Here is a 22,176-nt window from a genome sequence, read left to right on the forward strand (position 1 = left end):
AATGCTAATATTAATGGACATAAATAAATATAAAAAATTCTGTGGAGGAATCTATTAATGATTGATCGTTATAAAGCTACAAAAGCAATTATCTTATCACGTGTTTCATCAAAAGATCAACAAGAAGGTTATTCTCTTGAGGTACAAACTGATAGATTGGAAAAATATTGTGAGCGTAAGGGGTTATTTATTTTAGACCGCTTTAAGCTTGTTGAATCATCGACCAAAGGTGATCGTAAACATTTTATGGAAATTATCAAATTTATAAAAAAGCAACGTGAGCCTATTGCTTTTGTAGCTGATAAAGTTGATCGTATTCAAAGAAGCCAAAAAGAAACACCTATTTTAGATGATCTAATAAGGCAAGGCAAGTTAGAACTACATTTTAACAGTGAGGGTTATGTAATCCATCAGCATTCCAGCGCACATGAATTAATGATGTGGGGTATGAGTGTTGTATTTGCCAAATCTCATACTGATCTGCTTAGCGAGAATGTTAGGAAAAGTTTTAAACAAAAAATAGAAGTACATGGAGAGTGGTATGGTCCAGCTCCTATTGGCTATGTAAATAAACGGGATGAAAGGGGGAGAGGACTAATAGTGGTAGACCCAGTGAGTGGTTCAATAATAAAAAAAATCTTTGAAACTTATGCTACAGGAGTTTATACTTTGTCTGAAATGGTAACCAAGGCTAGAGAGTGGGGTTTAAGGAGTAAAAAGGGTTTTCATTTTACTAAATCACCTTTGCACCGACTTTTACAAAATCCATTTTATTACGGAGAAATGAGGATTAAAGAAGAATTATGGCCTCATAAGTATGAACCACTTACCACAAGAGAGATTTTTATGACATGCGAAACAGTAAGAAATGGTTGGAATAAAACACCTTTTCAATATAGAGGTAAAGAATTTTTATTTAGGGGTATTCTCAAATGTGCTGTTACTGATAAACTAATTACTGCTGATACTAAAACCAAAAGATACAAGAATGGTAAAGTATCAGAATGGACTTATTTACGTACTTGGAATCCACAAAATCCTGAAAAGATGATTTGGGTCAGAGAAGATCAAATAGTGCTGCAGCTTGAAGAAGTACTGAAAAGCTTAAAAATTAAAGATACTGAAATATTAAAACAGACGATGGAATATCTTATGAATGTTAATCACGGAAAGGCACATGAATTTAATCGTGAAGTTGGTGCATTAAAGCAAGAACATACCCAAATTCAAAATAAACTTGACTCGATTGTAGACTTAGTTACAGAAGGGGTTTTAACTAGGGAAGAATTTTTGCGTAAGAAAACACAATTAAGAGATAGGCAATATGAATTAAGTGAATTGATTAAAAGTTATGACAAGGTAGATGACAAATTATCAAAAAAGCTTGTAGACCTGATAAGTATTACTACAAACGCTTATGAAACTTTTAGGGATTCGACGATAGCTGAAAAACGGGAATTACTAAATTTTATGTTTGCGAACCTAAATCTTAATGGTCAGAAACTAGAGTACGCTCTAGCTTTTCCCTTCACAGAACTAGCAAAATTAACCAATTGTCCCATTTGGCGGGGCGTAGTGGACAATTTCAGAACCACGATAGACGTAAAATTATTAGTTATTCAAGCCATTACACTCTATTATTAGGGTTCATCAACTTGGTATTGTAACTCCATATTCTTACCGCAAAACGCTATAGAAATTTTGAGTATTTGCTTAACATATTGATACTGCCTTATTTTTACATCATATTGTTTATCTATAATCTGCTTTAAGCCCATTTTAGCTACTGAGGCTAAATCTTTTTTATTTTTAGCTATTTTATACTCAATAATAATTGCCTTATCTCCTTTACTAGCTTTTGGGATCATGATAATATCAGCCCTCCCACTTCCTGACTCCTGTTCACTTGCTATTATGTAGCTAGGTGATAACATGTTAATAAGCCCTAACATAAAGCCACTATAAAATAATTCTGCTTTTCTCTCTCCTGTCTGATGGAAACTGGTAGAGTTTTGTAGCAATTCTTGTAACCGTTCTTTAAATTTCTCTACTTTACCTGCTGGTAACAAGCTAACAAACGAGTAATATCTAGAACTATCGATTTTTAGTTGGTTTGTTACCCATTGTAGTACTCTTGTTTCATAGATATATTTTACTTCATAATTAGGGATAGATAGCTCATAAACATTTTTTTCTGGTATTTTGGCAGTAGGATTTAAATAACCACTAAATAACAATAAACTAAGTAATCCTACTGGTTTGTTAATGTCAGCAAAAATTATTTGTTTGGTAATAGGTGAGATAATACTTTTCCCGGCAGCTAAGCTCTGTAAATCTTCCTGCATCTCATCTGACAATAATGCCTTATCAACTAGCCCCGTACCCCCACTATCTAGCCAGTAATGATCAAGCTTACCTTTGCGTGCTAAACATTGCATGATTGACCATGGATTGTAAATGACCTCTCCACCAAAGGTGTAACCATTATACCAATTTTTTATTTCTTCATGATTAGTTGTAGTTGGAACGATGGTTAGTAATTCATCAATTTCTGTTTGGGTAAAGCCATAAAACTTAGAAAACTCATCATCTAGCAAGCTATATTCACTAACATTATTAAGATCTGAGAACAAATTAGCCTTAGCAATACGTAATATGCCAGTTATTACTCCTTTTTCTACACAAGTATTACCTTTTAGACTGCTGCCAAACATGCCACGAAATAATTCAAGTACTTGTTCAAACTCTTCAGGCTTGTGACCAAATTTAAGGTAGGAATTGTTAATGGGTGTATCGTATTCATCGATCAATATATAAACTTTTTGTCCAAAATGTTTAGACAATAGTCCACTTAAGAAGCCTAAACTATCCTTAAGATCTTCCTTATCAAATTTGCCTGCAAAGTACCGTTCTAATATTTCTTTTTGGGCGTTATCTAATAGTGCTATATCCTGAGTAAGGTAACGCCTTAAGTAGTAATGACTCGCAAATAGCTTAATAACTTGTTTTCTTATACCGCTCTCTATCTCTTGGTAACTGCTGCCCTTAACATCCTTGAAATTTATAGAAATAACTGGATATTGACCTTGGCGTTTTATGCTACTTGCTATACTGGCAATTTTTAAGGGCATTAACTCTTTAGTTTCATCAAAGCCTAAATCTACTGTACCCCCAAGGAATAGTTTGTTATTTATCTTCAGTGCTAATGGATTTCCCTGTTCATCTATTTCAATTTCCAAGAACCTCCTGATCATATCCATGTTCAAACTCTTACCCCAACGTCTTGGTCTAGTGATTAATATAACATCACCACTATCTTCTATTATGTCCTTAACAAGTAGACTCTTATCAACAAAGATATCAGTGTTTAATAATAATTTTTTGAAATCATCAGTACCAACTAGCATTCTTGGCTGATAATCATTCTTAAGGCTTTCTTCTTTCATATTTTTTATCTACATATAGCAAGTTTATAATTTAATTTTTAATATTAGTTTGAAGCTTTTGCTGATAAAATTTTAATTCATCAAATCTTTTTTTTGCATTTTTGTGTAATAGCTCGGTTTTTACCATAATCAGCTTATGTGGTGAACCTTTTCTTTCAACAGATAAATTAACAGGTAAGTCTAAACCATTAAACATATTGGTAATATGATCACGAATAGCTGCTAGAATAGGCCATATTTTTGTTATCTCAGTTTTGGAGTGCAAAAAATTCGTGGCTATTTTACAATGCTCACATTTACACGGTAATTTAGCGTCAATAGACCAATCATCTTCAGGACGCATCCCTAAAGCTAGTTGGTTATCTATAATTTGAACTAGATGATCTTTGAGCAGTTTGTAATGGGCAAAATATTCAGTAGGAACTGTACCTTGAAGTTTAAAAAACAACTCAGCCAAGCTAGTCTCTGGATATAATTCTAGGCTAGATATTAAATGTTCAATAACTTTATCTAGCACTGAAATATTATTAATTGCTGCACATGCTGCAAGGGTTTGATAAAACATGGCAATCCTCTTAGGCAAAGATTCCTTAAGTTTTACAGGTTTCTGCCATTTATACGCTTCTTGGTCGCTATCAATAAGGGTATTACTTTGAGTATCCAATAATAGCTCTACAATTGAAGCTGCACCGTCATAATATAAGAAATTTTGTACAAAAGAATGGATTTCTTTTATAAAGCAATCTTTACTATCTCTTTCATGATTTTTCCAATTATTCAAAAGATCGATACACCAGTTGATGCCATATTGAATTTGCAATTTAACAAGCAATTTTATGATATCAGAATTTAATATCTCCCATTTAAAATGAGATAAAATTGATAGTGCAGTGTCCTTATCTTTAATGTAAAGAGCAATATTTGCCAATATCTCAAAATCATTTTTATCTTTTTTATAGAATGTTCGATATAGATATTTTCCAGCTTTTGCTATAATTTCCATAACTTCTTTTTCATTGTCTAGACTACTGGTAAGTACATATAACTCATCTATAGCATTATCATAATTCAGCATGAAATTCATCGGAATTTGACTTGATTCAGACCATAATACAATAGCAGCACGTCTATACCAATAATCCATGGTATTACCATAATTTCCCATATAGCCTTCATATTCCGTGTTATACGGCTCAAGAGACTCCGTTTCTTTTGTCCAACAAATCTCATCTTCATCAATATCACATTCACTAAATGGTAATTTTTTATTATTTGAATCTATCCAATAAGACAAAGTTACTTCATCATCAATAAGTTCATCAATTGTTGAATTGCGATCATCTCCATCTGTAGTCCAAGATTGTCGAATTTCAACTAAAGCAAGATGAGGGATTAAGCTTAACTCTTGTGCTACTCCATAAAGTGCAGAAGCATTTGCACGATCAGCCCCTTTGAGCATACTCCATCGCAAACTATGTTCTGTGTAACTATGGTTTAGAAAATACACAAGCCTCTGCGGTTGTTTGTTTTGCGGCTGTTTGTTCACTTCTATATCAAAATAATCTTTAATAGCATCTGTTAATTGCTGATTTACATTTTTGATGTTGCAAATTTCTTCTGATTTTAACACCAGATTGTAAGTCAGAGCAATGCGATATCCCTGCTTAATTTTTTCAACCTTGTGTTTACAATCTGCATAAAAACCTATGCATTTAGCATTACTTTGATCAATATTTTCGGAAGAGAAAATCTTCTTTTTTTTACCATGCTCAATGATCAAATCTCCACCAATATGCGGTGATGGTAATACAACTACCAAACTTGCAACCATATTCTCCAATTTTTCAGAATCTTGATGCATATCAAAAAACTGCCCTGGCTGATAAATTAACATATTATGCAAATGTGCAGTTAAAACACTATTCCCGCTAAGCCCTAAGCTATCACGTATTTTGCTTAGCATAGCTGTTAAAGACTGTTCATTGATACTGATATGTAATTTATCAGATTTGATTTCATAACTATTGCGAATATTCTCATCCAATATTGTTTGCTCACGTAAACCAAATTGGGCCTTAGAGGAGATATTTATCAATTTTTGAATATATGTCTGACTAACAGGAAGAGTCATTAGCCCTAACCCATCAACTTCTATATTAATATCTCTAGGTGCTAATTCATCGGTGACACAAAATTGTACGTTATCTTTACCTTTATCTTGCAAATCATCTGTTGTAAGTGCATTAGCAATTCTTTCTAATATACTATTTTCCATATTTACTCTTTTATAATTGTTTCCTCGTAAACACTATTTAACATCTCCGATATCGCATCATAATATCCCCATCCCATATGTTCTGCTTTTTTAACGACTACATGTAATCTTTGAATAAAATAGCCCATTTCTGTTTCATCAAATTGCTGCATTATTTTAATAGTGTTCTCAAAAACTGATTCTAGGCTAATATAATATTGCTCATACATATCACCAAATTCACACAGGAAATCAGTACCACATTCAACGTAATATACCATTAAATCAATAAGCCCAACTTTATCACTTGTTGCTTTCTTATAATCACTAAGTATTTTTTTAGCTTCTTTGAGACTAATTTGTTGACTATCTTTCCATGGCTCATTGGGAGCTAAGTGCTTTTTTATTTTTGCTTTATAGCGTTCTAATGCACTGTTGTCTGGTAAAAACCTAGTTTCCAAGAAATCCTTATTTGATTTTGATAAAGAATATAATTCTGCAATTAATCCTATAATATCACCATCAGAACATCCATTTAAAGTTTTTCTAATTTCCAGCCAATTACTGGTTTTTTCTTTATTTTTTGCATTCATAAATAGTCAACTCATTACTTACTACCTAGATATAAACTTTTTTCAAAAGCTAATCTGAGTATATTTCGATTTGATCATCACTAACTCTTTAGAAAAATTATAACATAACTACATTACAGCACTAATGATTTATCAGCAGTTTAATTGTTATTTTTTATATTTAGTAACATATTTTAACGCGAGTTGCCAATTAATTGTTAACCACAAAGCTGAATTTCATCAAGCTTTTGAAGGTTCTAAATGTTACTACACGTGTTTTGCCTGGTGATAATTCTAATCCTCTTTCTTGTAACCAAGTTATTAGTGTATTGCTTCACAACAAATTACCTAATAAAACGTCATATGGTTTCGCTAATCTATATTTTCGTGCTTTATTAGAGTAATCGACAATTTCTAGGAAACCAGCGTTGACCCACTTTTTACAAAGTGTAGTATTGGTACGAGGTTGAAACCCAAATAATTCACCAATTTGATTGCTTGTGATAACTTCATAGTTTTGAAATAATTCTAATGCTTTACGTTGTTTTGGGTCCAAGGTTCTTATTAAAGTAGAATGATCTTTTTCACCTTTATTTTGAGCAACAATCATTTGAGTGACAACTTTTTCAAAAGCAAAAGTCATTCCTTCAATAAAATATTCAATCCAAGAGGTAATATCACTTTCAGCACGACCAAAGTAATAATTATGTGAAGGACCTATACTGATAGCACGATAATAAGCAAACAAATTCTTGGCATAATATTCTTCTAAAGAGTAAAGTCCCTTTAGATCGTATCCTCCCAAATGTAAAATTAGTGTGGTTAGTAACCTTGCAGTACGACCATTACCATCATAATAGGGATGGATAGTTGCAAATTGGTAGTGTGTAATAGCTGCAATAATTGGGCATGGTAAATCATTGCTTTCTTTGATCCAAGTGACTAAATATTTCATCAAAGTAGGAACATCCTTAGATTCAGGCGGCATATAAACAATAGTACTTGTTTGCCCATCTTTAATAACATTCTGTCCATCTCGGTAAGGAGTTGGGATTACTCTTGTTCTGCCATCACTCATGACTAAGGCATGGAGTGTTTGTATGACCTTCTCGGTAACCGGATGATTTTTAGCAACATATTGTTCAAGTTGTGCAAGTGCTGCATAATATCCTTTAACTTCGTGTTCATCACGCTCACGTCCAGGGAAATGTCCTTTCAATGTCAGTACTTCCTTAATTTGTTCAGGATCTAAACGGTTACCTTCAATCATAGTTGAATAATAGGTCGTATATAATTTGGCAGTTTCCCTTAATAAGGATAAAACTCTTAGATTAATGGGGAGTAAGGAAACTTTTTGTTTTGCTGCTTCAATACGCATTAAATCCTTTGCAATACTTGGAATTATTATATACACGGGATTGAATTTTGTCGGCATAATAAACGCTCTATATCGGCTTAATTGTATAATACATTATGCTGACAAAATTCTGATAAATCAAGAAAAATATGCGGGTAACTCTTGATTCAAGTTTGGGAAAATGATTTATCAATTAGTTGATCAGCATAATATGGAATCACATATTGTCTAAATCTCTGCAAATAGTAGTGTAAGTCAAAATATCGTGGCAGTTCATAATTACTGCATTAATTTTATATTAAGTAATTCTTACTGATGTGGTAAACTTTCTCACTTATTAATCTTAATTCTATAATACTAATTCCCTAATTTAATTTAGCAAATAATTCATACAACAAATCGATTTAATTAGTGAGGCATTTAAATTTTTAAGGCAGGAACATACTACTATTTCTAGTTGTTCGATTGTGTCATATACTTTATTCTTTATAGTATTAGACTTTAAATATTGCCACAATTTCTCTGTCGGATTCAATTCAGGAGAATATGGGGGTAAATAAAGAATTTCTATATTTATTGCAATAATTAGCTCTTTAGCTTTGTGCCATCCAGCACAATCCATAACAATAATCGCTTTTTGTTCTCCTATCTGTTTAGACATCTCTGCCAAAAATATATTTAAACAAACGGTATTGACATTTGGCATCATTAAAGTAAAATCATCACCTGTGATTGGGTTAACCGCACTATAAACATAGAAATTTTGAAAGCCCATTTTGGCTTTAACTTGAGTTCTGCTACCTTTACGAAACCAACCATAACCTAATTTAGAATGAGTCCCAAAACGTGATTCATCAAAGAAATACAAGTAACTGCTAGGGTTATTTGTTATTGTTTCTTGAAGTTTTTTTTAAACCCTTCATGAGTTTCTTTATTCTGTTTGTAATGCACTGGTCTTGGGGTAATGTATGCAAATTTAAGTTTCTGTAATACTCTATGTACAGCCGATTTACTAGCATCAATCTCCAAATTTTCTTTAAGTTTTATGATGATATTTTTTATTGTCATGTTACAATCGTCTTGTAACCATTTATTTATTGCTTCACAACAATTTTTTGTTAATTTACTTTTTCGTCCTCTACCTTGTTTATATTCAAGGCTTTTATCATTACCTTGAGCAAAGCTTTTTACCCAGTTCCTAAGCGTATTGGTTGTTATATTAAATACCTTACATACTATACCAACACCATTTTCTTTAGCAGCAATTATAGCCATAAGTCTAATAGCAACTCTATTATCTCGGTTCATGCTTGCAAGCTGCTCAATAGCACGTTGGTATAACTCTTCTGTTATTAATCTTTGATGACATCCCATTATATTCCTTTCCTTAATTTATTCATAAACTTGGAATATTATAACATAATCTCATCTTTTTTCTACTATTTATACTAATTTAAATTAGGGAATTGGTATAAGTTATAACAATAACAGCAAACCACGTGTGTATAGCAAGCTATATGGGTAATAGGTATAGTTAAATAAGTTGCAAGCATTAAGCAAATTTGAACATGGTAATTGATTGCGGTAATGACTTACAGCAAAAGCTTCTTGATCTATTAAAACAGCTTAAAATATAAAAGAAATTTTAAATTTCTTGCTTTTTATAATTTATCAGGAGTGGCTACTAATACCAAATTAAAAGAGGTTCAAATGAAAGATTTATATCAAGGTGATATTTCACCATTATCATCATATATTATAGATTTTGAAATGTGTATTTATGCGACAAAGTTAATAGATAAAGTAATGTATTTAAATAGCATAGTAAAAGTACCACCAGTGAATATAAAAGAAATAAAGAAAGCTATATACTACGCTAGGAAGTACCATGGTGATCAGATGCGTCAGTCAGGGGAGCCATTTTACTCACATCCGATAGAAGTAGCCTATATGGTGTCAGATTATTTATTTAGAACAGATATACTAGTTACTAGCATATTACATGACACATTAGAAGATACTGAACTTACCAAGGAGAAAATTGCAAAGGAATTTGGAGAGAGAATAGCAAATCAGGTACAAGACTTAACAAGAATTAAAGAAGATGGCATAAAGATTAGTTCTGCAGAAATGGTAAAAATATTATACAAAGAGAAGAAACATGAAGTATCATTAATAAAGTTATTTGATAGATTGCATAATATGCAGACAGTTAATGCTAAATCTCCTGAGAAAATTAAAAAAATTGTAAAGGAAACTATAGAACACTTTCTAACTTTGTCTACGTATTTAGAATTATTTGATGTAAGATGTAATATTATAGGATTAAGTATACAAAATTTAAAAATTGACAATTCATTATTACAGGAGTTGAATCATCCTTTTTCTGTAATTAAAAAATTTTATGATCGTTCTTCTGATGTATGAAAGTGATAAAATCCCCATAAGTAGCCTAGTACAGCAGGAATTATAATAATTAATAATCCTGTATGATTAAAAAATTTAGTACAGTAAATAAATCCAAAAGAAGTGATTAAATACATAACTGCACGTGATATAGCAAAAGTTAAACTAGCACAAGTAAAACGTTTAAAAATTGAAAATTTTTTAAAAAAAATTGCTGATGCTGGTAAAGTGCCAAAAGCAAATGTGACCATAAACCCTTGTATAATTAATAACTGAAAGGCTGTACTAATACTTGATATAATTAATGGAAATAGGCAAATAAAAACACCAAATATTATTATTTGCATCTTAAGAATTTTTAAAGGATATATATTATAGCTTAAGTATGTCCATAATACTACTGCTAATAAATCAATAATTGATACAATAAAGTTTTGGTGAATAATTTGTATTGCAGTAAAATTAAAGGAAGTTTTTAGAACATTTCCACAATAAATAAAAGTAAGATAAAACCATATTGGAGGTAGGCATTCCATTAAAAAATATGCTACACACGTACATTTATTAAGTTTTTCATTGTAAATATAATTATCTGTGAGAGTGTTGTTGTCTATAGAAATTATATTGTATACCTTCTTGACATAACGTTTTGCATCATCAAACTCTGGAGTTTCACGTAATCTTGTTCTAGCTACGGTACTAACTATTGCAATAATAGTACCGACAAGAAAGATATAGCGCCAGTTGATTGAGAAAGCAAGAACTAAAGATACAAAACCTAAAGCACATGTTGTTCCTAAATTAGAGGAAACTGTCATTGATGACACAATAGGATATCGAACAGGTGGTTTAGTAAATTCCGTCAAATAAATTTTTGCTCCTACTACTTCACCCATAGAAGAAATACCTTGTATTATACGACACAGTGTTACTATTACAGTAGCAGTAAAACCAATTTGGTCATAACTGGGAATAATAGCCATTACAAAACAAGATATTCCCATCATCAAAGTGGTGATTACTACAGTAACTTTACGACCTATATTATCTCCGATCCAACCAAAAATAAATGCTCCTAATGGTCTAAAAACAAAAGTAGAACAAAAAGCACAAGCAGAATAAATAGCTTGAGTGTGAGGGGCAGCTTTTGGAAAAAACAATTCATTCAATAGTACTGCCATATGAACATAGAGCATGAGATCAAAATACTCTAAGAAAGTACCGATAGCAAGTAATCCTATTGCTTCTTTTTGTTGTTTTGTTAGAGAGGAAAATGTTCCCTCATCATATCTGACATATTCTGGCATATAGTTTTTCTCCCAACTTTGTCAAAATTGACTTGATTAGTAATTAATTTTTTCATGTTCCCTTGATCTCCTAAGCATTATGTATCGGTTAGCAATCCATTATAGGTGGATAAGTCGAACACGTTTGTCGAGTCCAAAGACGAAAATACATACCTTGATTGGCTAGAAGCTCTGAATGAGTACCACATTCAACAATTATACCTTGATCTAATACGAGAATACGGTCTGCATACCTAATAGTATTTAACCGATGAGCAACACTGATGACTGTACGATTATAACAAATACTGTCTAGATTAGCCATAATTGCTGCTTCAGATTCGTAATCAAGAGCAGAAGTCGCTTCATCTAGAATTAGAATCCTTGGATCTACTAATAAAGCTCTAGCTAAGGCTATTCTCTGACGCTGCCCACCAGATAGACCACTACCTTTTTCGCCTATAATGGTTTGATAGCCTTGCGGTAGGGATTTGATAAAACTATCAGCTCCAGCTAATTTTGCGGCTTGTATTACCTTATCTTCACTTGTTTCAGGGTAGCATAATTTTATGTTATCATATAATGTTCCAGCAAATAACATATTATCTTGTAAAACTATACTCATATTACAACGCAAGGCAGTTGGATCAGCAATAGCTATGTCCATACCATCTACTAAGATTCGTCCGTGCTGTGGAATATATAGACGTTGTAATAATCTAGTTAAGGTGCTTTTGCCTGATCCAGATGGTCCGGTAATACCTATAAATTCTCCAGCTTGTACCGTAAAAGACAGGTTTTTTAATACTTCTGGAGTATCCACTTGATAGCGAAAACGTACATACTGAAACTCTATTTTACCATTTAATTTTGGTACAGAAGCAATACCTTTATTACCTGCTTCTGATTCAGTATCTAAAATATCTCCTATACGCCGTAATGCTATTATAGTATGTTGAAAATCCTGCCATACTTGAGCTAACCGTAAGATTGGTTGTGTTACGTGTCCAGCAAGCATATTAAAAGCTACCAATTCTCCAACAGTTAATTTACCTACAAGTACAATCTTTACTCCTATCCATAATAATAATGCAGATGTTAGTTTTTGTACCAAGTTAATACCTTGACTGGCAGTAATAGCAACTTTTTTGGCTGAAAATGTAGCACGTAATTGACTAGCTAGTATTTGTTGCCAACGTTTTAGGAAATTTGGTTCAGTAGCAGTAGTTTTTAAAACTTCTACACCAGTTATGGTTTCAGTCAAGTAGGCGGTAGCTAGGCTACTTGCATCATACTCTTTAGTAACTCGGTAACGTAGTATTGGACCAACAATGAACCAAAATATTGCGTATAATGTTAGGGATCCTAATACTAGCCAAGTTAACGTGCTAGAATAGTTAAACATTACTGCTATAAACATCAAGATAAAAATAATGTCTAGCACTAACATTAATGCTGAGCCAGTTAAAAATTGACGAATTTGCTCCATCTCTCGTATACGAGCAACGATTTGTCCAGTTTGTCGCTGACAAAAATAATTTAATGGTAACGTCAATAAATGACGATATAGTCTAGCTGATAGTTCAGTATTAACCTTGCTAGATAAGTTAGTAAATATTTTACTGCGTAAATGACTATATAATGGTTCAGCTATTGCTAGTAGCAGCATTGCAATAGCTAATATATGCAAACTAGAGATACCTCGACTAACTAATACTTGATCTATAACATTTTGAAACAGCATTGGACTTACTAAAGAAATCAATTGTAACATTAAAGATAACAGTAATACGTCACGTAATTGATCTATATGTTTTAATACTGAAGGTAAAAACCAGTACATACTAAATTTAGTGTCAGTAACTTTCACTTCGTTTTCTGCTAGTAATATTATTTCTATGTTACATGTATTACTAGAAGATTGAGGTAACGACTCCTGATAAAGTTGATGAGAAGCTAAATCATAGCGTAACCAGTAGCCATCTGCTTCTACTTGTTCAATAATACTCCATTGCTCATCATAACACACTAATAATGGTAATGGCAAGCTGGCAATGTTTATGTTAACTTTTTGATACCATTTAGCTCGTAGTCCAACAAGTCTTGCTGCCTTGCATACTTCTAATGCTGTTAATTGCCTACAATCTACTCCAAGCTTATGAGCCAATGATTCTTCAGTTACTACTATTTGGAAATGTTGGGCAGCCCTTACTATTGCTGCTATACCGTATGTACCTTTAGTCATCTCTTGGTTATTCATGGTTCCCTCCACGCTTCTGACTTATATTCCTGAATTGGCCCCAGTAAATAATTAATGATTCGGCGTTTACCTATTTTAATTTCAGCAGTAATAGTCATACCTGGAGTTAAAGCTACTGGTTTATTACCTATTGCAATATGATTTTGTGCTAGTTCAATTTGAGCAGGAAAAACTAATTCAGGATTAGAATACTCGTTTCGTTTAACGGAATCACGAGACAAACTTAACACTTTGACCTTAATAGTACCATAACGACTATAAGGAAATGTTTCAATTTTAACTGTTACTGATTGTCCAGGACGAATAAAACCTATATATTTATTAGCAATATCAATTTCTGCTTGTTGAGGAGAATCATGGGGAGCAATTACCATTAATGTCTGAGCTCCTTGTACAATGCCGCCAATAGTATGCACGGCAACTTGCTGTATTATCCCATCTAATGGTGCTCGCAAGATTTGCAACCGGCTACGTTCTTGAGCTTTAGCTAGTTCTTGTTCTGCTATTAATAAGGTAGATTCTGCTTTATTTAAGTTATCAAACCATTCCCGATGCTTTTGTGCTATATAACTAGCTTTAGTTTTTTGAAGTGTATCAGCACGAGCTTCTAATATTCTTAGTTCTTTTTGCTTAGTAGAGATTGATAAGCCAATTTCTAAAGCTTCTTTTTCTCTGGCAAGTAACTCAGACTGTGCTATGAACTTATAACTTGCTAGCTTACGACTTGGTGTTAAGCGTTGTTCTATATTATGTTTTAGTTTTTGTAAATGTTCTATACTGGCATGATTAGCTATTTGTTCAGATTGATTAGTTACTAGCTCTGTGTCAAATTTGCTCAACATTGCTTGATGCTCTTGCCAGATACTGGCTAAATGTGCTTTAGCTCTTGTGGATATTGATTCTTCAAGATTATTTGGTATTACTAGGCTTTGTAATGGGTCGTTACTTAGTAATGCTTGATAGCGTGCTAGCTCTAATTGTTGAAAAGATCGTTGTTCTTGGCAACGGCGGATTTCTTGCTCTGATCCCACGACATTTAGGATTACTAGCTTATCTCCAGCTTTAACAGCTTGTCCATCTTTTACTAAAATTTCAACTACTTCACTTAATTCATAAGATTGAATGAATTGAGAACGGCTAGGAGAGATAAGTCGACCATGTGCAGTAGCATGAATGTCTAATTGTCCTAAGCAAGCCCAAATTAATGATAATAATACTAATATACTAATAGTAATAGCTGTGATTCTAGCGGTAGGTGAAGGTGGACGCTCCATTAATTCAAGGTAAGATGGAAGAAATTCATATTGATCGCTACTATCCTGAGATTCTTGAAAAATAGTAGATAGTTTAGTATATAGTCGTTGTAATAATCTTCTCATTATTGTATATAGATGTAGTATTACTTGTGTGCATCGAGATAAGTACATCATAATTTTTACTTCCCCTTCATCTGCAAATCTTGTTGTAAGTGCCACAAGCGTTTATATTTACCGTCTAAGGTTAATAATATATCATGATTGCCTTGTTCAATAATTTTGCCCTGATGCAATACTACAATTGAATCACAATGACGCACCGTAGATAATCGATGAGCAATAGTAATAACTGTACGACCACTAGCTATTTTAGCCATATTAGCTTGAATTAAAGCTTGGGATTCATCATCTAAGCTACTGGTTGCTTCATCAAAAATTAATATTTTTGGCTCTACCAATAAAGCACGAGCAATAGCAATGCGTTGTCTTTGTCCTCCTGATAAAGAATTGCCTCCTTCGGCCACTATCGTGTCATAACTCATGGGTAAACGCAGTATAAATTCATGAGCACCTGCAAGCTCAGCAACCTTTACTACTGCTTCTAAAGAAGCTTGAGGAAAAGATAGAGCAATATTATCACGCACCGTACTGTTAAATAAAAAATTCTCTTGCAACACTACTGCCATTTGCTGTCGTAAATTACGGATATCTAAAGTATTCAGTAGTTCTCCATCAACTAATACTTGTCCTTGTTCTGGTAAGTAGAGTTGTAATAATAAACGAGCAAGGGTACTTTTACCTGAACCTGATTCACCTACTATACCAATGTGCGTACCCGTTTTGATACGCAATGAAATACCTCGCAGTATAAGTGGTGAGCCTGGTTGATAGCGAAAAGTCACTTGCTCTAAAGTGATATCACCTGTTAATTTTGGTTGTTTACCTACTATTTCTTGTTCAATTGGTAAATTCAGGATATCTCCGAGCTTATCTACCGCTACTTGGGCTCGAACGAACTGACCCCATAATTCAACTAATTTAGCTAACGGAGCAGCAAAATGCTGAGACAACATGTTAAAAGCAATTAATTGCCCAAGAGTAATTTCAAGATTAATAACAGCTATCGCTCCATACCATAAAGTTAATATGCTAGTTAACTTGCCAAGTCCTTGTACTAAATTATTAGATAGAGAGGATAATATTTGTGTACGATAGTTTGCATTGACTAAGTCTCTAGTTTGATGTTCCCAGCGCCTAGATAAACGTGGTTCAACTGCTAAGCTTTTCACTGTCTCAGCTCCAGCAATAGTTTCAGTTAAAAAAGCAGTATTAATAGCATTATATTGAAATTGGGTTTCTAACCTAGACTGCAGTGGCTTGGTAACTCGCCAAGCCACTAAAGCGTAGAAAGGAATAGAGGTAACTACTATGATAGTTAGTGTAGGAGATAATAGCCACATTACCAATAAAAATACTGGCATAAAGCTAATATCAATTAGCAGGGTGAATAAAGTTCCACTTAAAAATTCTCGAATACTATCTAGCTCACGGATACGAGCTACTAACGAACCAACTGGTCGATTTGTAAAATAAAGCAAAGGTAAACCTAGTAGATGCTTTACTAGTTTGACTCCAAGTAAAATATCTATTCTATTAGCTGTATGAGAATATTGATATTCCCGTAATCCTCCCAATAATGACTCAAAAATACTAGTAATAACTAAAGCAAAGATAAGTACATCTAGAGTATTGTAGCTCCTGTAGGCTAGCACTTTATCCATTACTATTTGAAAGAATAAAGGTAATATTAAGGCTAGTAGTTGTAATATCAGTGAGAATAACAAAATTTCAGCTAACATACGTCGGTGTTGCCAAAAAGCTGGAATAAACCAAGTTATATTAAATTTCAATGCTGGAGAAGATAGGGCAATAACTCTATTACTCCAACAATCACGTAGTTGCTCCTTAGACCATAATTCGGTGTGGGCTTTGAATGGATGTTGTACTAGACCGTGATCATTATCCATTTTAGCTAATATTCGATACTCACCATCATTCGATAGAAAGGATAGCGGTAATTTGGTAGCTGTTAATTTATCATATGCTAGCTTCTTTTGTTGCAGTTTTACCCCATGAGTTTTACTAAGCTCTTTTAAACCAAAGTCAATATTTTGGTAAGATGATAAGGATCTATTATCGTCTTCCGTAACCTTAATCCCTACTAATTGTAATAACAATTGGCTACAAGCTACAGCACTTTGTACATCTTTTTTCATAAATATCTAAATTATTAAATAACTACAAAAACATACCATCCTAATTTTTAAAGGTTTTAAAACATTTTTGTGATATGCAAAGAGATAATTGACAATGAAAATCAATAATATTCTAGTGCTTCGCTCTAGTATTTTACTCATTTCACTTTCTTATTTTATTAAACATTAAGTTAATAAACATAAAGATTCGCTGCATCAGTAAGAATTACTTATATAGTTCTTTTTAATAGTAGGTTTTCTTTAAAAATATTAATCTGTTAATTAACAGGAGTTAATTGTTTTATAGGTAAATCAATATGAGTGCTAGCAATTATAGGTATGAGGAATAGTAAGTTAAAGCAAATCCTAGACTTTGAGCAGTGTTTTTGGGGCATTAAGGAAATAAAGGAAGCAAAAGGTATATATTCAGAACTTTTTGATAACAATTTACTTGCTGAAAGTTCCCTGAAAGGGAGAATGGTAGGACATAGTTCTGTACAAGATGTTTATTTACAATGGCTTGAGGCCTTTCCTAATATTGAATTCTATACTATAAATTCTTGTGAAATTGATAATGTAGTTTTTCGGCAGTGGCAATGTACTGGTACACATACAGGAATTTTACAAAATATTGCTCCAACGGGTAAAAAAATTCAATGTACTGGAAAGAGTATATACCAATTTAATGAACATGTAATAATTAACTATACTTGTTATTTAAACATTATAGATCTATACAGTCAGTTAGGCTATTGTTTACAACCAGTAGAATATGATAGGCAGAATAATTATCACTTGTTAATTACTAAACTAACTGAGCTGACACAGCATAATAATATCAAATTAACAGCTAGAGAATTAGAAATATTAAGTTACTGGTTATTTGGACATAGTTTAAAATCTATAGGAGCAGTATTTAATATTTCTCCAAGAACTGCTGAAGCTCATATTGAACACATAAAATATAAGCTTTTATGTAACTCTAAATATGATCTACAAAATTTAATACATTCTAAAAAAATATACCATCTGTTTCAATATCTTTACTTACTTATTGCTAAAAGAATAAGTAAACAATAAGTTAACGTTCGCAATAATCTTTACTAGCAAAAATATTTTATATTAAGTAATTTTTACTGATGCAGTAAACTTTCTTATTCATTAATCTTAATTCTGTAAGTTAAATAACAATAACAGCAAACCACTTATATAGCAAGCTATATTCGTACCTTTTATAACTTATAAGGAGTGGTTGCTAATATCAAATTAAGAGAGGTTAAAATGAAAGGTTTATATCAAGGTGATATTTCACCATTATCATCATCTATTACTGGTTTTGCTGATTCACTGTATACTAAAGCATCTTCATCAATGAGTTCATTATGGCAATGTGGTATTGGTGGGACAGTGGGTAATTTGATTCAAAGCACCGAAAATGGTATTTCTAATTGCTTTTGGCAAGGTATTAGTAATCTTCCGAGGAATTATTTTGTTAAAGACATCACGGAAGTTAATTATTATGACAAGAACTTTTGGGAAGGGGTTTTTAATGACCAACTGGAGTTAATAGAAGAGCGTCTATTATCTGAAATAGAAGAAGATCTATCCTATACATCAGCTAGTCAATTATCAACCAGTCCAAAACTTGCAAGGGTAGATAAATTAAAGGAACAAATGGCTGCTGGGCTATCAAAGAGCCAAGCTTCGCTAGAAGAGCAGTTAATCCAATTACAAGGTTTGGTTGGTAAATATACAGTTTCTCCTGTACACTATGAACAAAGCTTAGATAATTTACAACAAGTAATTAGTGATAATAGCCAGTACAAGGCAATTATTGAGAAAATTAAAGAATCATTTAGATCAGAATTAAAAGTGCAACCTGAATTTCTAACAGAATGTTTACAAGGTGAGGTATTGCATTGTTTTCAAGAAGGTGATGGAGAATTATTAACAGCGCAATCTGTAAAAGATATATTAAATTACTACAAACCTTTAATGCAGCATAAAACTTATATGCAGCAACAACATTGGTTGCAGCAATGTTATGAAGCTCAAGCATTTTTACTACCACCATAAATTATACAACAGAGTAGAAATGATTTATTGCCGGTAGCTGCAGAGTTACCATCTAGTAGCACTGCACAAGATAATGTGACTCAGCAAGGAACTATCAGCAGGTTAGGCAAGTTTATTTGGGAGAATGCCGGCAAGTTAATTACTTTAGGATTAGCTGCTCAGGTAGCAGCAGGTCAAGCCTTAGCAGTAAATACAACCCAAAGAGCCTTGATGCTAGAAGATGATCTAAACTCTTTAGCTGAATTACCTCTTGTACCAGCACTAAATTCTATTAACCATCTTTTTCCCCTTAATAGAACAGGAAATCCTTTACAAAAAACATCTAAAGCAATGATAGGTTGGCAGCCAGTTTTAGAGGAAGAAACTAACTTAACAAAGTTAGAAAATATAACATATCCAGTAAATCCAACAATCAATAGTTCTAGGCACAAGCGTACAGTAGATGATCCCTTTGCTCCTATTACCCCTTATTCACATACAATAACAGAGCTAACTGCAATCAGAAATGCATTAGGAGAAATTGATAAAACGTTATCACCAACAGGAAGCCCGCCAACAAATTACTCCACCCGTGAAACTCTAGACGGATTAATATCTAATATAAAAGCTCGGTTTAGTAATATAGAAAAACAAGTTAACTCATTGTTAAAAGAAGTGAAAGATCTTAGTACGCCTGGAACTATGACTGAAAATACAATAAATTGTGAAAGAGAACGAAACCTTACGATTGCAGAGTTAAAGAATCTAACAAGCAACCATAGAACAAATCTCTCAGATGCCATAAAAGACTGTGATAGGAGAAAAAACCCGATTGAAACAGATATAAGGAATTTACAAGATCAACTGGACGGACTTCAAGAAGAAATAGATGAACAACCAACCAGATATTACGGACGTGTCTTGATGCAATGCCCACCTAGCGGATGCACCAAGGTACGATCATCCAAGAAAGTACTAAACTTAACTGTACCACAAATGGCAGAGCTGACTGAGATTGCAAAGAAGTTACGGAATCTTGTTAAACAGTTATTACCATCGTCTAACGATACAAATAATAATATCCCTAACGAATTTTACAACCTAATTTCTTGTGTAAAGAATTATATTAACCATATAAGAGTACAAGTTGAATTACTGAAATCAAGAATTAACACTTCGGTTGACGCTAGAGAAATAGCTTGTGAAACAGAAGTGGCAAAGCTTAGAAATAATAAAGTGAATAGAGAAAAAAATTATGACCAAATTCTATCAAAATTGAGAACGGAATGTAATAACAACGTACAAGGTCTTGAAGCTAAAAAACCCGATCTTAAGAAAAAAATAAAAAAGGCAAGAATAGAAGCTTGTATTTTTCATATTCAAAACGATAACGCTACAAAAGCTTTTGAGAGATTTAAGGAGTTAAATGATTCTACCAAGCTTGTTGATATAATAAACGAGGCTTATAAAGGAGACAATGAAAATTTTGAAAAAGTTATAAAATTTATATATGAACTCCCTTTTATAACGGCTAGTACAGCTTATAAAACTTTAGAAGAAAGTCCTAGTTTAAATAATCTAAGTTATGACAACAAAATAAAGTTTACTTATAAGATTATGGAAAGTATGAAAAAGCCTGATTTTGCTAGTGCTTCTTGGGATATTAGAAATAAATTTACAGAGTTAAGAGATAAATTCAAGGATGACTTAATTAATGAATGGGCTCCTATGATACGCAATGGCAATTATACACTAGCTGAGCAATTTGTTAATGGAAACAAGGGTATCTTCCAAGACTATCTCCACTCATCAGAAGTACCTATAATCATACTGTAGGAAATACCGATGAAATACTAAAATTCATAAGTAATCTTCCTTGGCGAACACATTTTGGTATAGGTTATACCAATTCCCTAATTTAAATTAGTATAAATAGTAGAAAAAAGATGAGATTATGTTATAATATTCCAAGTTTATGAATAAATTAAGGAAAGGAATATAATGGGATGTCATCAAAGATTAATAACAGAAGAGTTATACCAACGTGCTATTGAGCAGCTTGCAAGCATGAACCGAGATAATAGAGTTGCTATTAGACTTATGGCTATAATTGCTGCTAAAGAAAATGGTGTTGGTATAGTATGTAAGGTATTTAATATAACAACCAATACGCTTAGGAACTGGGTAAAAAGCTTTGCTCAAGGTAATGATAAAAGCCTTGAATATAAACAAGGTAGAGGACGAAAAAGTAAATTAACAAAAAATTGTTGTGAAGCAATAAATAAATGGTTACAAGACGATTGTAACATGACAATAAAAAATATCATCATAAAACTTAAAGAAAATTTGGAGATTGATTCTAGTAAATCGGCTGTACATAGAGTATTACAGAAACTTAAATTTGCATACATTACCCCAAGACCAGTGCATTACAAACAGAATAAAGAAACTCATGAAGGGTTTAAAAAAAACTTCAAGAAACAATAACAAATAACCCTAGCAGTTACTTGTATTTCTTTGATGAATCACGTTTTGGGACTCATTCTAAATTAGGTTATGGTTGGTTTCGTAAAGGTAGCAGAACTCAAGTTAAAGCCAAAATGGGCTTTCAAAATTTCTATGTTTATAGTGCGGTTAACCCAATCACAGGTGATGATTTTACTTTAATGATGCCAAATGTCAATACCGTTTGTTTAAATATATTTTTGGCAGAGATGTCTAAACAGATAGGAGAACAAAAAGCGATTATTGTTATGGATTGTGCTGGATGGCACAAAGCTAAAGAGCTAATTATTGCAACAAATATAGAAATTCTTTATTTACCCCCATATTCTCCTGAATTGAATCCGACAGAGAAATTGTGGCAATATTTAAAGTCTAATACTATAAAGAATAAAGTATATGACACAATCGAACAACTAGAAATAGTAGTATGTTCCTGCCTTAAAAATTTAAATGCCTCACTAATTAAATCGATTTGTTGTATGAATTATTTGCTAAATTAAATTAGGGAATTAGTATTATACCGA

The 22,176-nt window shown here is 32.6% G+C and carries 17 protein-coding genes; 7 read left to right on the plus strand and 10 right to left on the minus strand.

The features are described 5' to 3' along the window. Positions 1–57 precede the first annotated feature (57 nt). Positions 58–1,644 (plus strand): recombinase family protein, encoded by a 1,587-nt coding sequence (locus tag ACFEL1_RS01745; protein ID WP_375331261.1) that lies wholly within the window; start codon positions 58–60, stop codon positions 1,642–1,644. Here the strand turns inward: ACFEL1_RS01745 and ACFEL1_RS01750 are convergent. The 6 genes from ACFEL1_RS01750 to ACFEL1_RS01775 all read right to left on the minus strand — a co-directional run bounded on the left by ACFEL1_RS01750 (position 1,641) and on the right by ACFEL1_RS01775 (position 9,003). After that, the gene (locus tag ACFEL1_RS01750) at positions 1,641–3,446 is read right to left on the minus strand and encodes an AAA family ATPase (protein ID WP_375331262.1); all 1,806 of its coding nucleotides are present in this window, start codon (positions 3,444–3,446) and stop codon (positions 1,641–1,643) included. The genes ACFEL1_RS01745 and ACFEL1_RS01750 overlap by 4 nt on opposite strands. Positions 3,447–3,477: 31 nt before the next feature. Further along, positions 3,478–5,721 carry a 2OG-Fe(II) oxygenase gene (locus ACFEL1_RS01755; RefSeq protein ID WP_375331263.1) on the minus strand — a complete coding sequence of 748 codons (2,244 nt, stop codon included), beginning with the start codon at positions 5,719–5,721 and terminating at the stop codon, positions 3,478–3,480. Positions 5,722–5,723: 2 nt separating this feature from the next. Then, positions 5,724–6,293, minus strand: coding sequence for a hypothetical protein (locus ACFEL1_RS01760; protein ID WP_375331264.1), 570 nt, complete (start codon positions 6,291–6,293; stop codon positions 5,724–5,726). Between the two features lie 313 nt (positions 6,294–6,606). Continuing rightward, positions 6,607–7,707: a Fic family protein gene (locus ACFEL1_RS01765; RefSeq protein ID WP_375331265.1), complete on the minus strand. Its 1,101-nt coding sequence runs from the start codon at positions 7,705–7,707 to the stop codon at positions 6,607–6,609. Between the two features lie 292 nt (positions 7,708–7,999). Further along, a complete protein-coding gene (locus ACFEL1_RS01770; RefSeq protein WP_375331209.1) occupies positions 8,000–8,497 on the minus strand; it encodes an IS630 family transposase in 498 nt (165 codons plus the stop codon). Positions 8,498–8,517: 20 nt separating this feature from the next. Beyond that, positions 8,518–9,003 carry a helix-turn-helix domain-containing protein gene (locus ACFEL1_RS01775; protein ID WP_375330797.1) on the minus strand — a complete coding sequence of 162 codons (486 nt, stop codon included), beginning with the start codon at positions 9,001–9,003 and terminating at the stop codon, positions 8,518–8,520. Between the two features lie 336 nt (positions 9,004–9,339). Between ACFEL1_RS01775 and ACFEL1_RS01780 the strand changes: the two genes are divergently transcribed. Next, positions 9,340–10,056: an HD domain-containing protein gene (locus ACFEL1_RS01780; RefSeq protein WP_375331266.1), complete on the plus strand. Its 717-nt coding sequence runs from the start codon at positions 9,340–9,342 to the stop codon at positions 10,054–10,056. Here the strand turns inward: ACFEL1_RS01780 and ACFEL1_RS01785 are convergent. The 4 genes from ACFEL1_RS01785 to ACFEL1_RS01800 form a co-directional block, all read right to left on the minus strand. Next, positions 10,032–11,342, minus strand: coding sequence for an MFS transporter (locus tag ACFEL1_RS01785; protein WP_375331267.1), 1,311 nt, complete (start codon positions 11,340–11,342; stop codon positions 10,032–10,034). The two genes, ACFEL1_RS01780 and ACFEL1_RS01785, sit on opposite strands and share 25 nt — an antisense overlap. An 88-nt stretch (positions 11,343–11,430) precedes the next feature. Beyond that, on the minus strand, positions 11,431–13,581 hold the full coding sequence (locus ACFEL1_RS01790) for a type I secretion system permease/ATPase (protein ID WP_375331268.1): 2,151 nt from the start codon (positions 13,579–13,581) through the stop codon (positions 11,431–11,433). Then, positions 13,578–15,056 carry an HlyD family type I secretion periplasmic adaptor subunit gene (locus ACFEL1_RS01795; protein ID WP_375331269.1) on the minus strand — a complete coding sequence of 493 codons (1,479 nt, stop codon included), beginning with the start codon at positions 15,054–15,056 and terminating at the stop codon, positions 13,578–13,580. The genes ACFEL1_RS01790 and ACFEL1_RS01795 overlap by 4 nt, the downstream gene beginning before the upstream one ends. After that, on the minus strand, positions 15,017–17,113 hold the full coding sequence (locus ACFEL1_RS01800; RefSeq protein WP_375331270.1) for a peptidase domain-containing ABC transporter: 2,097 nt from the start codon (positions 17,111–17,113) through the stop codon (positions 15,017–15,019). Before ACFEL1_RS01800 ends, ACFEL1_RS01795 begins: the two co-directional genes overlap by 40 nt. A 300-nt stretch (positions 17,114–17,413) precedes the next feature. Here ACFEL1_RS01800 and ACFEL1_RS01805 point away from each other — a divergent pair, with 300 nt between their 5' ends. The 5 genes from ACFEL1_RS01805 to ACFEL1_RS01825 all read left to right on the plus strand — a co-directional run bounded on the left by ACFEL1_RS01805 (position 17,414) and on the right by ACFEL1_RS01825 (position 22,152). After that, on the plus strand, positions 17,414–18,172 hold the full coding sequence (locus ACFEL1_RS01805; protein ID WP_375331271.1) for an ester cyclase: 759 nt from the start codon (positions 17,414–17,416) through the stop codon (positions 18,170–18,172). A 201-nt stretch (positions 18,173–18,373) separates the two neighbouring features. After that, entirely contained in the window at positions 18,374–19,168 is a 795-nt protein-coding gene (locus tag ACFEL1_RS01810; RefSeq protein ID WP_375331272.1) for a hypothetical protein, read from the plus strand. Positions 19,169–19,195: 27 nt separating this feature from the next. Further along, on the plus strand, positions 19,196–20,983 hold the full coding sequence (locus ACFEL1_RS01815; protein ID WP_375331273.1) for a hypothetical protein: 1,788 nt from the start codon (positions 19,196–19,198) through the stop codon (positions 20,981–20,983). A 165-nt stretch (positions 20,984–21,148) separates the two neighbouring features. Further along, complete coding sequence (locus ACFEL1_RS01820; RefSeq protein WP_375330732.1) at positions 21,149–21,634, plus strand: helix-turn-helix domain-containing protein; 486 nt, start codon at positions 21,149–21,151, stop codon at positions 21,632–21,634. A gap of 20 nt (positions 21,635–21,654) precedes the next feature. After that, complete coding sequence (locus ACFEL1_RS01825; RefSeq protein WP_375330791.1) at positions 21,655–22,152, plus strand: IS630 family transposase; 498 nt, start codon at positions 21,655–21,657, stop codon at positions 22,150–22,152. Positions 22,153–22,176 lie beyond the last annotated feature (24 nt).

Origin of the sequence: Candidatus Tisiphia endosymbiont of Oplodontha viridula (assembly GCF_964264865.1) — a bacterium.
GTDB lineage: Bacteria > Pseudomonadota > Alphaproteobacteria > Rickettsiales > Rickettsiaceae > Tisiphia.

Bases quoted from the DNA above. Each gene is read 5' to 3' on its own strand.
- ACFEL1_RS01745 (WP_375331261.1), top strand. From the start codon at position 58: ATGATTGATCGTTATAAAGCTACAAAAGCAATTATCTTATCACGTGTT.
- ACFEL1_RS01750 (WP_375331262.1), bottom strand. From the start codon at position 3,446: ATGAAAGAAGAAAGCCTTAAGAATGATTATCAGCCAAGAATGCTAGTT.
- ACFEL1_RS01755 (WP_375331263.1), bottom strand. From the start codon at position 5,721: ATGGAAAATAGTATATTAGAAAGAATTGCTAATGCACTTACAACAGAT.
- ACFEL1_RS01760 (WP_375331264.1), bottom strand. From the start codon at position 6,293: ATGAATGCAAAAAATAAAGAAAAAACCAGTAATTGGCTGGAAATTAGA.
- ACFEL1_RS01765 (WP_375331265.1), bottom strand. From the start codon at position 7,707: ATGCCGACAAAATTCAATCCCGTGTATATAATAATTCCAAGTATTGCA.
- ACFEL1_RS01775 (WP_375330797.1), bottom strand. From the start codon at position 9,003: ATGGGATGTCATCAAAGATTAATAACAGAAGAGTTATACCAACGTGCT.
- ACFEL1_RS01780 (WP_375331266.1), top strand. From the start codon at position 9,340: ATGAAAGATTTATATCAAGGTGATATTTCACCATTATCATCATATATT.
- ACFEL1_RS01785 (WP_375331267.1), bottom strand. From the start codon at position 11,342: ATGCCAGAATATGTCAGATATGATGAGGGAACATTTTCCTCTCTAACA.
- ACFEL1_RS01790 (WP_375331268.1), bottom strand. From the start codon at position 13,581: ATGAATAACCAAGAGATGACTAAAGGTACATACGGTATAGCAGCAATA.
- ACFEL1_RS01800 (WP_375331270.1), bottom strand. From the start codon at position 17,113: ATGAAAAAAGATGTACAAAGTGCTGTAGCTTGTAGCCAATTGTTATTA.
- ACFEL1_RS01810 (WP_375331272.1), top strand. From the start codon at position 18,374: ATGAAAGGTTTATATCAAGGTGATATTTCACCATTATCATCATCTATT.
- ACFEL1_RS01820 (WP_375330732.1), top strand. From the start codon at position 21,149: ATGGGATGTCATCAAAGATTAATAACAGAAGAGTTATACCAACGTGCT.